Raw genomic sequence first — 12,549 nt, 5'->3', positions numbered from 1 at the left:
GGCTTGCCGGCGATAGGGCCGGTGAATTCAAAGAAAATGCCCGGTCAAGATTTGGGCGGATGAATGATCCGTTCGATCTTGTCCTTGATCAACAACCGCTCCTTGCGCAGGCGGTTGACGGCGTCGTCGTTGGTGCCGTTGCCTTCGGCGGCCACCACCTCCTTGTCCTTGGCGTTGTATTCCTTGTGCAGTGTATGCAGCGCCTGGTCGTTGTCCATCAGTGCCTGGAACTTCTCAGCGGTAATGTGCAGGTCAGCGAGCAGATCATGCGGAACTGGCATTTCTTCACCTCTGTCAGGTTTGTCGATTGGGTCCTGACCACTGAGGATAGCCGTCTTTGCGCAAGCCGTTCACGGGCTGCAGGCTGAACGGCAGCTGAAGAAAACGGCATTAACGGGCAAAAGCCTCGCCATCACTAAATTGTTACCGACTTTTTCACAAAAAATTGATGGTGCGCTTTCTAGAATTCGCCCAACTTTCCCACGGTGCCGTCGGGCCGTGGGGTTGATAACCACTCTTGATTGCGAACACTGATGCTCAATTTCAAATCCCTGCGGACTGAATGGGTCACGCTGCTGGCCAGCCTGTACCTGCTGATCGGCTTCAACATGTTCCTTTGGGAGCATCTGCAAGCGGTCGTGCCCCCCGGCCTGTCGGGGTTGTGGCTGATTCTGGCGTTCGCCGTGCTGATGCTGTTCGCGTTCAACCTGGTACTCACTTTATTTGCCTTCCGTTATGTGTTGAAGCCGTTACTTGTGGTCTTGTTCATCAGTGGCGCCGGCGTGGCTTACTTCATGAACCAGTACGGCGTACTTATCGATGCGGGCATGTTCCGCAACATGGCCGAAACCAATGTGGCGGAAGTGCGCGACCTGATGTCGTTCAAGTTTGCCGCTTACATCCTGCTGCTGGGGGTGTTGCCTTCGGTGCTGGTGTGCAAGGCGCAGATCGCCTACCGCCGCTGGCACCGCGAACTGCTTGGCAAGCTGCTGGTGAGTGGTGCCTGCGTGGTGGCGCTGGGTTCGGTGGCGCTGGTCAACTACCAAGGGCTGTCGTCGCTGTTTCGCAACCACCACGAACTGCGCCTGATGCTGACCCCAAGCAATATCGTGGGCGCCTCCATTGGTTATGTCGGCGAACGGGTTGGTACCGCAGCGCGGCCGTTCCAGCCTTACGGCGAAGATGCCAAGCGTGATGTGGCCTGGCAGAAACATGAGCGCAAATCGCTGACCGTGCTGGTGGTCGGGGAAAGTGCCCGGGCAGACCACTTCGGTGTCCTGGGCTATGGCCGCGATACCACGCCGAACCTGGCCAAGGAACAGGGCCTGCTGGCGTTCTCCGACGTGCATTCGTGCGGCACGGAAACGGCGGTTTCGGTACCGTGCATGTTCTCTGGCATGCAGCGCAAGGACTACGACGCCAGTGTCGCCAAGAACCGCGAAGGGCTGCTGGACATCCTCCAGCGTGCCGGCCTTGCCGTGCAGTGGCGGGACAACCAGTCGGGTTGCAAGGGCACTTGCGATCGCGTGCAGTTCATCGATGTCAGCAACCTCAAGGACCCGCAACTGTGCGCCGGCGGTGAATGCCATGACCAGATCCTGCTGCAAGGCCTGGATGCGCTGATCGACAACCTCGACAAGGACACCGTGCTGGTGCTGCACCAGATGGGCAGCCATGGCCCCGAGTACTTCAAGCGCTACCCCGAAGGCGGCGAGCGTTTCAGCCCGGTCTGCCAGAGCAACGCCCTGAACCAGTGCAGCGAACAGCAAATCATCAACGGCTACGACAACACCCTGGCCTACACCGACAAGGTCCTGGCCTCGTTGATCGACACCCTGCGCAGCAAGCAGGACAAGGTGGACACGGCGATGATCTACCTGTCCGACCATGGCGAGTCGCTGGGTGAGTACAACCTGTTCCTGCACGGCACACCGTACGCCATCGCCCCCGAGCAGCAGAAGCACGTTCCGCTGCTGACGTGGTTCTCCGACAGCTACAAGGAGGACTTCGGCCTCGATACCGACTGCCTGGCCAAGCTCAGCGACGCCCCGCTGTCGCAAGACAACCTGTTCCACTCGATGCTTGGCCTGCTGCAGGTACACACCGAGGTCTACCAACGGTCGCTGGACATGTTCGCCAGTTGCCGCCCGTGGCTGACGGCCAAGCGCTGACGCCTACACCCTGCGTGCAAACGCACCATTGATCGATATCAAGGATGGCCCGGGTTTCACCAGCAGTGCCCGCGCCGTATATACTGCGCGCCAATGTTAGTGGGAGAGCCTTGTGGCCATCGAAATTCACTGGATATGTGACGACCAGAGCCTGGCTGAACACTGCCGCGACTGGCAGCAACTGCCGTTTGTCGCCGTCGATACCGAGTTCATGCGGGTCGACACCTTTTACCCGAAGGCCGGGCTGATCCAGATTGGTGACGGCCAACGGGCCTTCCTGATCGACCCGCTGCTGATCGGCAACTGGCAACCCCTGGCCGACCTGCTGGAAAACAGCGGTGTGGTCAAGGTGCTGCATGCCTGCAGCGAAGACCTCGAAGTGCTGTTGCGCCTGACCGGCAAGTTGCCACAACCGTTGTTCGACACCCAGCTGGCCGCCGGTTACCTGAACCTTGGCTTCTCCATGGGCTACTCGCGCCTGGTGCAGGAGGTGCTGGGCATCGACCTGCCCAAGGGCGAAACCCGCTCCGACTGGCTGCAGCGCCCGCTGTCGGACACCCAGGTCAGCTACGCGGCCGAAGATGCCGTGCACCTGGCCGAGCTGTTTACCGTGCTGCGCCCGCGCCTTAGCGACGACAAATACGCCTGGGTGCTGGAGGATGGCGCCGAGCTGGTCGCCGCCTTGCGTCGCGAAGTCGAGCCAGCCACCTTGTACCGCGACGTCAAGCTGGCCTGGAAGCTGGCGCCCCAGCAGTTGGCCGTGCTGCGTGAGCTGTGCGCCTGGCGCGAGCTTACTGCCCGCAGCCGCGATGTACCTCGCAACCGCGTGCTCAAGGAACACTCGCTGTGGCCCATTGCCAAGAACCAGCCGAGCAACCTGTCGGCACTGGCCAAGGTTGAAGAGATGCACCCGCGCACCATTCGTCAGGACGGTGAGTTTCTCATCCAGCTGATCAAGCGCGCCGCCAGCCTGCCTGCCGAGCAGTGGCCAGCGCCCTTGCCCGAGCCGCTGCCGATCGAAGCCAGCGGCATCCTCAAGCAGCTGCGCGCCATCGGCCAGGCCGAAGGCGAGCGCCTGGGCATTGCCCCTGAGCTGATGCTGCGTAAAAAAGCCCTGGAGGCACTGCTCAAGAGCGGTTACCCCAATGGCCCTTATCAATTGCCCGATTCGCTGCGCGGCTGGCGCCGTGAGCGCATGGGCCAGGCCCTGCTGGACAGCCTTGCAGGCGCCGGAGAGACCCGATGAAACGCATTTGCTCCATCTACAAGAGCCCCCGCAAGAACGAAATGTACCTGTACGTGCTCAAGGCTGACGGCCTTGAGCGCGTGCCAGAAGGCCTGCTGCCGTTCTTCGGCACCCCCGTGCATGCCTTCGACCTGGTGCTCAGCCCGGAACGCAAGCTGGCCCGCGAAGACATCACCAAGGTGTTGGAGAACCTCGACAACCAGGGCTACCACCTGCAGATGCCACCGCCGGATGACGAGTACATCGAGCACCTGCCCGAAGAGCTGCTGCGCCGCAACGACCCGGCCTGAACATGCGCGTACTGATTGCCGAGCATGACCATGCCCGCTACGCCGAGCTTTTGCGCGCAGCCGCGCCTGAACTGGAAATCCTGACCAGTGGCGACTCGGCCGAACTGGCCCGCCAGGCGCCGCGTTGCCCGGTGTGGCTGGGCCAGCCCGACCTGCTGGCGAGCTTGCTGCGCCAGGGCCACCAACCGCGCTGGCTGCAGTCGACCTGGGCCGGCATCACACCGTTGCTGGCCGACGGCTTGCCGCGTGACTATCGCCTGACCCGAGCGGTGGGCATTTTCGGCCAGGTAATGGCCGAGTACATGCTCACCTACATGCTTGGCCATGAGCGCGAGGTGCTGTCGCGCCTGGTCAGCCAGGTCGAGCGGCGCTGGGACGACCGCCCGGGGCGAACGCTGGAAGGGCGCAGGGTGCTGATCGTGGGCACCGGCGACATCGGCCAGCGCGTGGCCGAGTTCCTGCAGCCGTTTGGCGTGGTGCTGTACGGCGTTGCCAGCAACGCCCGCGAGCAGGCACCGTTCGTTGAAGTGGCGGCGCTGGCCGACCTGCCGCGCATGGTTGGCCAGGTCGACTACGTGCTCAACCTGCTGCCGGATACCCCGGCTACCCACGACCTGTACAACGCCGCACTGTTCAAGTGCTTCCAGCCCACGGCGCTGTTCATCAATGCCGGGCGGGGTGCGGCGGTGGTCGATGCCGACCTGGTAGCGGCGTTGAAGGAGGGGCATCTGGCCGGGGCGGTGATCGATGTGTGCCGCCAGGAGCCGTTGCCCAGGCAGCACCCGTTCTGGACGGCCTGGGGCTTGTTGTTGACCGGGCACAGCTCGGCGCCCACCTCGCCGGCGGCGATGGTGCGGTTGTTTGTCGAGAATATGCGGGCGTATGAAGCCGGGCAGGGGTTGCGCGGTGAAGTGGACTTCGCCAGGGGCTATTGACTGCTTTGGCCTGTGCCGGCCTGTTCGCGGGTGAACCCGCTCCTACAATGGGTGGCGTAGGAGCGGGTTTACCCGCGAATGGGCCAGTACTGCCAACCCAAAACTTACAGGCTGAAATCCCCCTCAGCCGCCAGCTCGCTCAGCGGCTTGCGCGGGCTGGGCACTTCACGCGCCTGCAACGCTTCGTCCAGGCTGGCCTTGTCGCCGAGCTTGCCGATCGCCACCATGGCATGCAGCTCGTAGCCTTCAGGGATCTTCAGCTCCTGACGCGCCAGCGCCTGGTCGAAACCGGCCATGCCGTGGGTATGCCAACCACTGATGCTGGCCTGCAGGGCCAGGTGGCCCCAGGCGGAGCCGGTGTCGAAGGTGTGCCACAGTGCCGGTTTTTCTTCGGTGGCACCCGGGGCGGCGAAAGTGGTCTTGGACATCACCAGCACCAGCGCCGACGCCTGTTGCGCCCAGCTACGGTTGAACGGTACCAGCAGGCTCAGGTAGCGCTCCCAGTTCGGGGTGTCACGGCGGGCATACAGGAAGCGCCAAGGCTGCGAGTTGTACGCCGACGGTGCCCAGCGGGCAGCTTCGAGGAAACTCAGCAGGGTCTCTTCGCTGATCGGTTCGGCGGTGAAGGCGCGGGGCGACCAGCGGTTGATGAACTGCTCGTTGATGGCGTAATCGGCAACGCGGGGGTTGGCGCTCATGGCGGCTCCTGCAAACGGACGGAAAACGCGCACGCTACTGCTTCGCGTAGCGACTGACAAGCGGCCTGGCTTTGCTCAAGGCCAGGCTCTAGACTGGCGCCGCTGCGCGCCGCGACCACAAGATGAATGCAGGTAACCGTGTAATGATCGCTGACAACGCGCCGTTCTGGCGGCGCAAGACCCTCGAACAACTCAATGCCCAGGAGTGGGAGTCGCTGTGCGACGGGTGCGGCCTGTGCTGCCTGCAAAAGCTCGAGGACGAGGACGACAACAGCGTCTATTACACGCGTATCGCGTGCAAGCTGCTGGATCTGCAAACATGCCAGTGCAGCGACTACCCCAACCGCTTCGCCCAGGTGCCGGATTGCATCCAGCTCACCCCGGGCAAGGCCGACCAGTTCACCTGGCTGCCCAGTACCTGTGGTTACCGCCTGGTCAGCGAGGGCAAGGACTTGCCCGCCTGGCACCACCTGGTCTGTGGCGACCGCCAACAGGTCCATGAACAGCGCATTTCCCAGGCGGGGCGTATGCTCAGGGAGCAGGATGTGCACGAAGACGACTGGGAAGACCACCTGATTTTCCGCGCCAGCTGAGCAGCGCGGCCCGCTGCCACGGGGAACAAGGAGTTTCTGTATGCGTTGCGAGCTGTTGTTGCTGTTGGGCCTGATGGCCAGTGCGCCCGCCTGGGCGAAAAAGGTCAATCTCGATTACGAAGTGCGCCTGTTGCCCGCCAGCGGCCAGGCAGAAGTTCGCCTGACCCTGGCGGACGGCAGCGCGGTGCGCAGCCTTGACTTCGACCTGGGCAAGGCCGGGGCCTACAGCGGCTTCCAGGCCGATGGCCAATGGCAACTGAACGGGCAGCGGGGGGTATGGCAGCCTGCGGCCGGCAAGACTAGCCTCAGCTACCGCGTGCTGCTGGACCAGAAGCTTGCCAGTGGCGCGTTTTCGTCGCGTATCACCCCGCACTGGGCGTTGTTCCTGGGCGACCAGCTGGTGCCGCCAGCGCGCCTCGACCAGCAGGATGGAACAGAGCTGGTGGCGCGCCTGGCCTTCGACCTGCCAGCGGGCTGGAAGAGCATCGAAACGCCCTGGCCGCGCGTCGGCCAGGACAAGTTCCGCATCGACAATGTATCGCGCCTGTTCGACCGCCCTACTGGCTGGATGCTCGCCGGTGACCTGGGCAGCCGCCGCGCCCGTCTGGGCGATACCGACGTGACCGTGGCCGCGCCGGTGGGGCAGGGCATGCGGCGTATGGACAGCCTGACCTTGCTCACCTTCGTCTGGCCGCAACTGCAGGCAGTGTTCCCGCGCAACCCGCCGAAGCTGTTGCTGGTGGGCGCGCGTGACGGGATGTGGCGTGGGGCGATGGCGGCGCAGGGGTCGGTGTACCTGCACAGTGGCAGGCCGATGGTCAGCGAGAACGGCAGCAGCCCGTTATTGCGTGAGGTGGTGCAGTTGTTTGCCCAGATCCGCGCCCGTGATGGCAATGACTGGTTGGTGGAAAGCCTGACCGATTACTACGCCAGCGAGTTGCTGCGCCGCTCTGGCGGGGTGAGCGACGACCGCTACCAGGCCTGGCAGGCGCGCCTGAGCAAGCAGGGCGCGAAGGTGACCCGGCTGCGTGGCGAACAGGCCACCCCGGCGCAGGTCGCCCGTGGGGTGATGCTGCTGCAGGCGCTGGACAAGGAAATCCGCATCCATACCCAGGCCAAGCGTTCGCTGGATGATGTGGTGCACGGGCTGATGCGCTTGCCGAGTGTAAGTACTGAAGAGTTCGTGCAGATCAGCGAGAATGTGCTGGGGCGGCGGTCTGAGGTGTTGCAGAGCAAGGCTTTGCGCTAGAAATTCCTATTGCCTGTGCCGGCCTCTTCGCGGGCTTGCCAGCTCCTACAAGTTAAGGCATGCGCAACATCTGTGGGAGCGGGCAAGCCCGCGAAGAGGCCGGCACAGGCAATGCATCAATCAACCGCCAGCCAACGGATCCTTCCCGGTCACCGTCACCCCGCGCGTCGCCGCCTCGGCGCTGGCCTTCAACGCCTCCAGGTCCGCCGCGCTACGTTCGATATCCGAGCGCAAGCGCTGATACTCCTGCCGGTGCCGCTGCCACCAGGCCTTGGTGGCGCAGTGCCCGCTGACCCCACGCGCCACGGCCAGGCCGCCCACCGCCATCTGCAGCAAGCCAACCAGGCCGCCACGGCGCAGCCCTTTGCTGAACATCAGCGCACCACCGGCCAGCGAGCTGGCACGTTCCAGGCCATGAACATTGTGCTGCGACGACGCAGCGGAATGGCTATCGAGCATGGCAAACCCTCCTTGTGGAATGTAAGCAGCTGACCTGCACGGCAACGCCAGCGTTCAGTTGCATCGCTCGGCGGCGAGCCCTGGGTGGGGTTGAAACGGTGAAAAGCAGCTGGCTGTGTCGTATATGGCGAATACCCTGTCCGGTTTGGCAATGCAGCTTCAAGGGTGTTTAATCACCGCTGTCGAAACCGCTGGAGGCCTTGAAAACAAAGGCTCAGACAGATTCAGCCGTTTATCTGAAATGCTGTAGACACATTGTCTAACAGTGCCCTATAGTCGTTATACAAATAGTAGACACAGCGCCATGACCACAAAGAAGGCCGCCATGAAAGCCACCGTTCAACCCCTCGAAGCGCAAGTGCCACCGGACCGCAAGGCGGTGTTGGCCGAGGCGCTGCGCCGCCGGATCCTGAGCATGGAACTGGCCCCGGGGGCGGTAGTGGACGAACTGGCCCTGTGCGACGAATTCGGCCTGTCGCGCCCACCCGTGCGTGAACTGCTGCGCCAGATCGCCGCCGAGGGCTACATCGAACTGGAAGCCAACCGCGCACCGCGGGTGGCGGCCATGAACCACGAGTCGCTGCACAGTTTTTTCGTTGCCGCACCGCTGATCTACATTGCAACCACGCAGCTGGCCGCCACCTATGCCAGTGCCGATGAAATCGACGCGCTCAAGGCCATCCAGGCCCAGTTCCGCCAGGCGATCGAAGACCGTGATGTGGAAAACCGCGTGCTCTACAACGACGCCTTCCACCTGGAAATCGGCAAGATGGCGCACAACGACTACCTGCTGCCGAGCCTGCGTCGCTTGCTGATCGACCACACCCGGCTGGGCAAGATCTTCTATCGCCACCCGACCACCGATGACATGCAACGTGACCTGGAAACCGCTTGCGCGCAGCACGACCAGATGATCGATGCGATCGAGCGCCGTGACCCGCAAACGGCTGGGCAACTGGTGCGTGAGCACTTCGAGCTGTCGCGCCGGCGCATGGCTGAATACGCCGCACCACAAGGGCTGGATGTACCCATACAGATATGAATGACCCGGTCAGGCCGGCGCTGGCTGACCGCTCGACGACAACAAGCACCAGGTTAGCCCAATGACAAGAATAAGTTCGTTACCTGCCGATGATGCCACCTGTGGCTGGTATCACCTGAGCCAGCCCCGCACGCCAAGGCCGGCCCACAGCGGCAACACCCAGGCCCGCTGGGTGATCGTCGGCGCCGGTTTCACCGGCCTGGCTGCTGCGCGCCAACTGGCAACGAACTTTCCGCATGACGAAGTGGTGTTGGTCGAAGCCCAGGAGGTCGGCTTCGGCACCTCCGGGCGTAACGCCGGTTTTGCCATCGACCTGCCGCACGACATCGGGGCCGAGGACTACATTGGCGACATCGATATCGCCAAAACCGTGCTCAAGCTCAACCTGGGCGGGCAGTCGTACCTCAAGGAGCTGATCGAGCGCTACGCCATCGAGTGCCAGTTCCGCCACTGCGGCAAGTACCAGGCGGCCGTCGAGGACCGCGGTATTGCCGTGCTGGACGCCTACCGCCGCGGCCTGGACAAGCTGGGCCAGCCTTACGAGGTGATCGAGGGCCGTGACCTGCCCGGGCACATTGGCACGCATTTCTACCGCAAGGGCCTGTTCACCCCGGGCACTGCCTTGCTGCAGCCCTCGGCCCTGGTCAAGGGCCTGGCCGACAGCTTGCCGAGCAATGTTTCGCTATACGAGCACACGCCCATCACCGATGTGGAGTATGGCGACAAGGTAGTGCTGCGCCACGCCAAGGGCTCGATCACAGCCGACAAGCTGGTGCTGACCACCAATGCCTTCGGCATGAGTTTCGGCTTCCTCAAGGGCCGCATGCTGCCGGTGTTCACCTACGGCAGCATCACCCGCCCACTGACCGCTGAAGAGCAGGCGCGGCTGGGGGGCAACCCCTACTGGGGCGTGATCCCTGCCGACCCGTTCGGCACCACCATGCGCCGTACCGTCGACAACCGCCTGCTGATCCGCAACAGCTTCAGCTACAACCCCGACGGGCGCAGCAACCGCAAGTTCCTGCAGCGCTTTGCCGAGCGCCACCGTGAATCGTTCGCCCGGCGCTTTCCAATGTTGCCCGGGGTGGGCTTCGAGTACACCTGGGGCGGTGCCCTGGCGCTGTCGCGCAACCACATGGGGTTTTTCGGCAAGTTGGCGCCCAATGTAGTCGGCGCACTGTGCTGCAACGGCCTCGGCGTTACCCGTGGCACGGTCACCGGCAAGTTGCTGGCTGACTGGCTGGCGGGCGACAAGAACGAACTTATCGAGTTTTTGCTAAATGCCCCCGGGCCTTCCGCGAACCCGCCGCAACCCCTGGTTTCGTTGGGTTTGAACGCCAACTTGATGTGGGGGCAGTTCCGCGCTGGCAAAGAAAGCTGATCGCTGACAGGCATCAGGCATAGCACAGACAGGTCGGCATCCAGTTAGCCGGCACGGGCTCGCTCGGCCCGAAATTGACCACCGGTGGTTATTACCGGGTCCCCGGGGCTGAACAGTCTTTTCAGTTTCGCGGGCGCGTTCGCCTTGAAAACACGTAGTAAGCAGAAATGGTAGGAACAATAATGACAAGTCCGAATGTTTCGATTGAAGAAGTACCGATCAACAGCTTTCACCAGTTGCTGACCTTGCGTTCCGGTGGTGGTTCGTTCGTTGACGGCTATGTACTGAGCATCATTGGCGTGGCCATGGTGCAGATGTCTGCAGGCTTGAGCCTGAGCAGTTTCTGGCAAGGCATGATTGCCGCATCGGCGCTGATCGGCATTTTCTTCGGTGGTTTCTTCGGCGGCTGGCTCACCGACCACTTTGGCCGCAAAAGGGTGTTCTTCGTCGGCCCGACCTTGTTCATCCTGGCCTCGCTGGCGCAGTTCTGGGTGGAGTCGGCCCTGGCGTTGTTCCTGCTGCGGTTTGCCATCGGCATTGCCGTGGGCATTGAATACCCGGTGGCCACCTCGTTGCTGGTGGAGTTCCTGCCGAAGAAAAACCGCGGGCCGCGCCTGGCCACCCTGACCGTGCTGTGGTTTGCCGGTGCGGCCACCGCCTACATGGTCGGTGAGGCCATTCTGCGCCACGGCGGTGAAGACGCCTGGCGGCTGGTGCTGGCCAGTGCCGCGGTGATCGGCGCACTGCTGTTTGCCCTGCGCCTGGGTACCCCGGAATCGCCACGCTGGCTGATCAGCAAGGGCCGTTCGGCCGAAGCCGAGCAGGTGATCAAGCGTGTGTACGGCCCTGGCTTCTCGCTGAACAACCTGCCGGAAGAGCCCAAGACCCGCAAGCTGTCGTTCCTCAGCCTGCTGCACTCCGGTTACGGCAAGCGCATGTTGTTCGTCAGCCTGTTCTGGACGTGCTCGGTGATCCCGGTGTTCGCCGTGTATGCCTTCGCGCCCAAGGTGCTGGGCGCACTGAACCTGAAAGGGGACTGGGCCGCCATTGGTTCGGTGGCGATCACCTGCCTGTTCGTGGTCGGCTGCATTATCGGTACCCGCCTGCTGAATACCATTGGCCGGCGCACCACGCTGCTGCACAGCTTCTTCTGGTCGGGGCTGGCGCTGCTCGGGCTCGGCGCCTTCAGCAACGCCAGCGAGATGCTCATCCTGGCGCTGTTCGGCGCCTACGCGCTGTTCATCGGCGGCGCCCAGGTGCTGCAACTGGTCTACCCCAACGAACTGTTCCCCACCGAGATCCGCGCAGGCGCGGTGGGCGTGGGCACCTCGCTGTCGCGCGTTGGCGCCGCGATCGGCACCTGGCTGGTGCCCATCGCCCTGGACAGCTATGGCATCGGCGCGACCATGTACGCCGCTGCAGCGGTGACATTCATCGGCCTGGCGATTTCCGTCGCGCTGGCCCCGGAAACCCGCTCGCTCAACCTGCAACAAGCGGCTTCGCTGAGCTGAATGCGTATGACCCGCCGCAGCCACGTGTGCTGCGGCCTTCAAAACACTGAGCAACGCACTGGAGAATCTACCGTGAAATTCGAAGGCATCTACACCCCGGCAATCACCCCGCTGGCTGCGGACGGCTCGATCGACAAGGCGGCGTTCGCCGAGGTCCTCGAATACCTGGTCGAAGCGAAGATCCACGGCGTCATCATTGGTGGCTCCACCGGTGAGTACTACGCCCACACCGCCCAGGAGCGTGTCGAGTTGGCCGCCCAGGCCAAGGACGTGCTCAACGGCCGCCTGCCGCTGATCGTTGGCACCGGTGGCATCCGCACCGAAGACGCCGTGGCCTTCGCCCAGCATGCCAGGGAAATCAAGGCCGATGCGCTGCTGGTCGGTACCCCGCCGTACGCGCTGCCGACCCAGCAGGAAATCGCCCTGCACGTCAAAGCCGTGGACGCTGCCGCCGGCCTGCCGATCATGCTCTACAACTACCCAGGCCGCATGAGCGTGAGCATGGGCGAGGCGTTTTTCGACGCCGTGGCCGACGTGAAGAACATCGTCGCCATCAAGGAAAGCTCCGGCGACATGGCCCAGCTGCACCGCCTGGCCATCCATCGCCCGAACATCCAGTTGTCCTGCGGCTGGGACGATCAGGCCCTGGAGTTCTTCGCCTGGGGCGCTCAGAGCTGGGTCTGCGCCGGCTCCAACTTCATCCCGCGCGAGCACGTGGCCCTGTACGAGGCCTGCGTGATCGAAAAGAACTTCGACAAAGGCCGCAAGATCATGAGCGCCATGATGCCGCTGATGGACTTCCTCGAAGGTGGCAAGTTCGTCCAGGCGATCAAGCACGGCGTTGCCCTCAACGGCCTGAAGACCGGTGGTGTGCGCAAGCCGCTGTACGACCTGGATGACGCCGAGAAGGCCGAACTTCAGCGTGTGGTCACCGACCTCAAGGCCACCATCGCCCAGATCAAATAAGGAGGCTG

Annotated in this window: 13 protein-coding genes; 10 read left to right on the top strand and 3 right to left on the bottom strand. The window is 63.3% G+C overall.

Going from position 1 to position 12,549, the window contains the following annotated elements:
* Positions 1-44 precede the first annotated feature (44 nt).
* On the bottom strand, positions 45-281 hold the full coding sequence (locus tag DMX12_RS12535) for a YdcH family protein (protein WP_110677843.1): 237 nt from the start codon (positions 279-281) through the stop codon (positions 45-47).
* Between the two features lie 252 nt (positions 282-533).
* Here DMX12_RS12535 and DMX12_RS12530 point away from each other — a divergent pair, with 252 nt between their 5' ends.
* The 4 genes from DMX12_RS12530 to DMX12_RS12515 all read left to right on the top strand — a co-directional run bounded on the left by DMX12_RS12530 (position 534) and on the right by DMX12_RS12515 (position 4,642).
* The gene (locus DMX12_RS12530) at positions 534-2,171 is read left to right on the top strand and encodes a phosphoethanolamine transferase (RefSeq protein ID WP_029886177.1); all 1,638 of its coding nucleotides are present in this window, start codon (positions 534-536) and stop codon (positions 2,169-2,171) included.
* Between the two features lie 112 nt (positions 2,172-2,283).
* A complete protein-coding gene (gene rnd / locus DMX12_RS12525; RefSeq protein WP_110677841.1) occupies positions 2,284-3,417 on the top strand; it encodes a ribonuclease D in 1,134 nt (377 codons plus the stop codon).
* Positions 3,414-3,707 (top strand): YcgL domain-containing protein, encoded by a 294-nt coding sequence (locus tag DMX12_RS12520; protein ID WP_009686808.1) that lies wholly within the window; start codon positions 3,414-3,416, stop codon positions 3,705-3,707. Before rnd ends, DMX12_RS12520 begins: the two co-directional genes overlap by 4 nt.
* 2 nt (positions 3,708-3,709) lie before the next feature.
* A complete protein-coding gene (locus DMX12_RS12515; protein WP_054913776.1) occupies positions 3,710-4,642 on the top strand; it encodes a D-2-hydroxyacid dehydrogenase in 933 nt (310 codons plus the stop codon).
* 104 nt (positions 4,643-4,746) lie between these two features.
* Here the strand turns inward: DMX12_RS12515 and DMX12_RS12510 are convergent, their stop codons facing one another.
* A complete protein-coding gene (locus tag DMX12_RS12510; RefSeq protein ID WP_009686805.1) occupies positions 4,747-5,340 on the bottom strand; it encodes a nitroreductase family protein in 594 nt (197 codons plus the stop codon).
* A gap of 143 nt (positions 5,341-5,483) precedes the next feature.
* On the opposite strand from DMX12_RS12510, the gene DMX12_RS12505 reads away from it, so the two are divergent.
* Positions 5,484-5,933, top strand: a complete 450-nt coding sequence (locus DMX12_RS12505) for a YcgN family cysteine cluster protein (RefSeq protein WP_009686804.1) — start codon at positions 5,484-5,486, stop codon at positions 5,931-5,933.
* 40 nt (positions 5,934-5,973) lie between these two features.
* On the top strand, positions 5,974-7,182 hold the full coding sequence (locus DMX12_RS12500) for a hypothetical protein (RefSeq protein WP_110677839.1): 1,209 nt from the start codon (positions 5,974-5,976) through the stop codon (positions 7,180-7,182).
* A gap of 120 nt (positions 7,183-7,302) precedes the next feature.
* Here DMX12_RS12500 and DMX12_RS12495 read toward each other — a convergent pair whose 3' ends face one another.
* Positions 7,303-7,641, bottom strand: coding sequence for a YgaP-like transmembrane domain (locus DMX12_RS12495; protein WP_009686802.1), 339 nt, complete (start codon positions 7,639-7,641; stop codon positions 7,303-7,305).
* 325 nt (positions 7,642-7,966) lie between these two features.
* Between DMX12_RS12495 and DMX12_RS12490 the strand changes: the two genes are divergently transcribed.
* The 4 genes from DMX12_RS12490 (at position 7,967) to DMX12_RS12475 (ending at position 12,541) form a co-directional block, all read left to right on the top strand.
* Positions 7,967-8,683, top strand: a complete 717-nt coding sequence (locus DMX12_RS12490; protein ID WP_054913774.1) for a GntR family transcriptional regulator — start codon at positions 7,967-7,969, stop codon at positions 8,681-8,683.
* 61 nt (positions 8,684-8,744) lie between these two features.
* Positions 8,745-10,064 carry an FAD-binding oxidoreductase gene (locus DMX12_RS12485; RefSeq protein WP_110677837.1) on the top strand — a complete coding sequence of 440 codons (1,320 nt, stop codon included), beginning with the start codon at positions 8,745-8,747 and terminating at the stop codon, positions 10,062-10,064.
* 182 nt (positions 10,065-10,246) lie between these two features.
* Complete coding sequence (locus tag DMX12_RS12480; RefSeq protein WP_110677835.1) at positions 10,247-11,575, top strand: MFS transporter; 1,329 nt, start codon at positions 10,247-10,249, stop codon at positions 11,573-11,575.
* Positions 11,576-11,647: 72 nt separating this feature from the next.
* Positions 11,648-12,541 (top strand): dihydrodipicolinate synthase family protein, encoded by an 894-nt coding sequence (locus DMX12_RS12475; RefSeq protein WP_110677833.1) that lies wholly within the window; start codon positions 11,648-11,650, stop codon positions 12,539-12,541.
* Positions 12,542-12,549 lie beyond the last annotated feature (8 nt).

Source organism: Pseudomonas sp. MB-090624, assembly GCF_003205245.1.
In the GTDB taxonomy this organism is placed as follows: domain Bacteria; phylum Pseudomonadota; class Gammaproteobacteria; order Pseudomonadales; family Pseudomonadaceae; genus Aquipseudomonas; species Aquipseudomonas juntendi.
The sequence above is the reverse complement of the archived record's forward strand: the minus strand, read 5'-3'. Positions and strand labels throughout refer to the sequence as shown.

Coding starts and splice junctions, on each gene's coding strand:
- DMX12_RS12535 (WP_110677843.1), bottom strand. CDS start 281: ATGCCAGTTCCGCATGATCTGCTCGCTGACCTGCACATTACCGCTGAG.
- DMX12_RS12530 (WP_029886177.1), top strand. CDS start 534: ATGCTCAATTTCAAATCCCTGCGGACTGAATGGGTCACGCTGCTGGCC.
- DMX12_RS12520 (WP_009686808.1), top strand. CDS start 3,414: ATGAAACGCATTTGCTCCATCTACAAGAGCCCCCGCAAGAACGAAATG.
- DMX12_RS12515 (WP_054913776.1), top strand. CDS start 3,710: ATGCGCGTACTGATTGCCGAGCATGACCATGCCCGCTACGCCGAGCTT.
- DMX12_RS12510 (WP_009686805.1), bottom strand. CDS start 5,340: ATGAGCGCCAACCCCCGCGTTGCCGATTACGCCATCAACGAGCAGTTC.
- DMX12_RS12505 (WP_009686804.1), top strand. CDS start 5,484: ATGATCGCTGACAACGCGCCGTTCTGGCGGCGCAAGACCCTCGAACAA.
- DMX12_RS12500 (WP_110677839.1), top strand. CDS start 5,974: ATGCGTTGCGAGCTGTTGTTGCTGTTGGGCCTGATGGCCAGTGCGCCC.
- DMX12_RS12495 (WP_009686802.1), bottom strand. CDS start 7,641: ATGCTCGATAGCCATTCCGCTGCGTCGTCGCAGCACAATGTTCATGGC.
- DMX12_RS12490 (WP_054913774.1), top strand. CDS start 7,967: ATGAAAGCCACCGTTCAACCCCTCGAAGCGCAAGTGCCACCGGACCGC.
- DMX12_RS12485 (WP_110677837.1), top strand. CDS start 8,745: ATGACAAGAATAAGTTCGTTACCTGCCGATGATGCCACCTGTGGCTGG.
- DMX12_RS12480 (WP_110677835.1), top strand. CDS start 10,247: ATGACAAGTCCGAATGTTTCGATTGAAGAAGTACCGATCAACAGCTTT.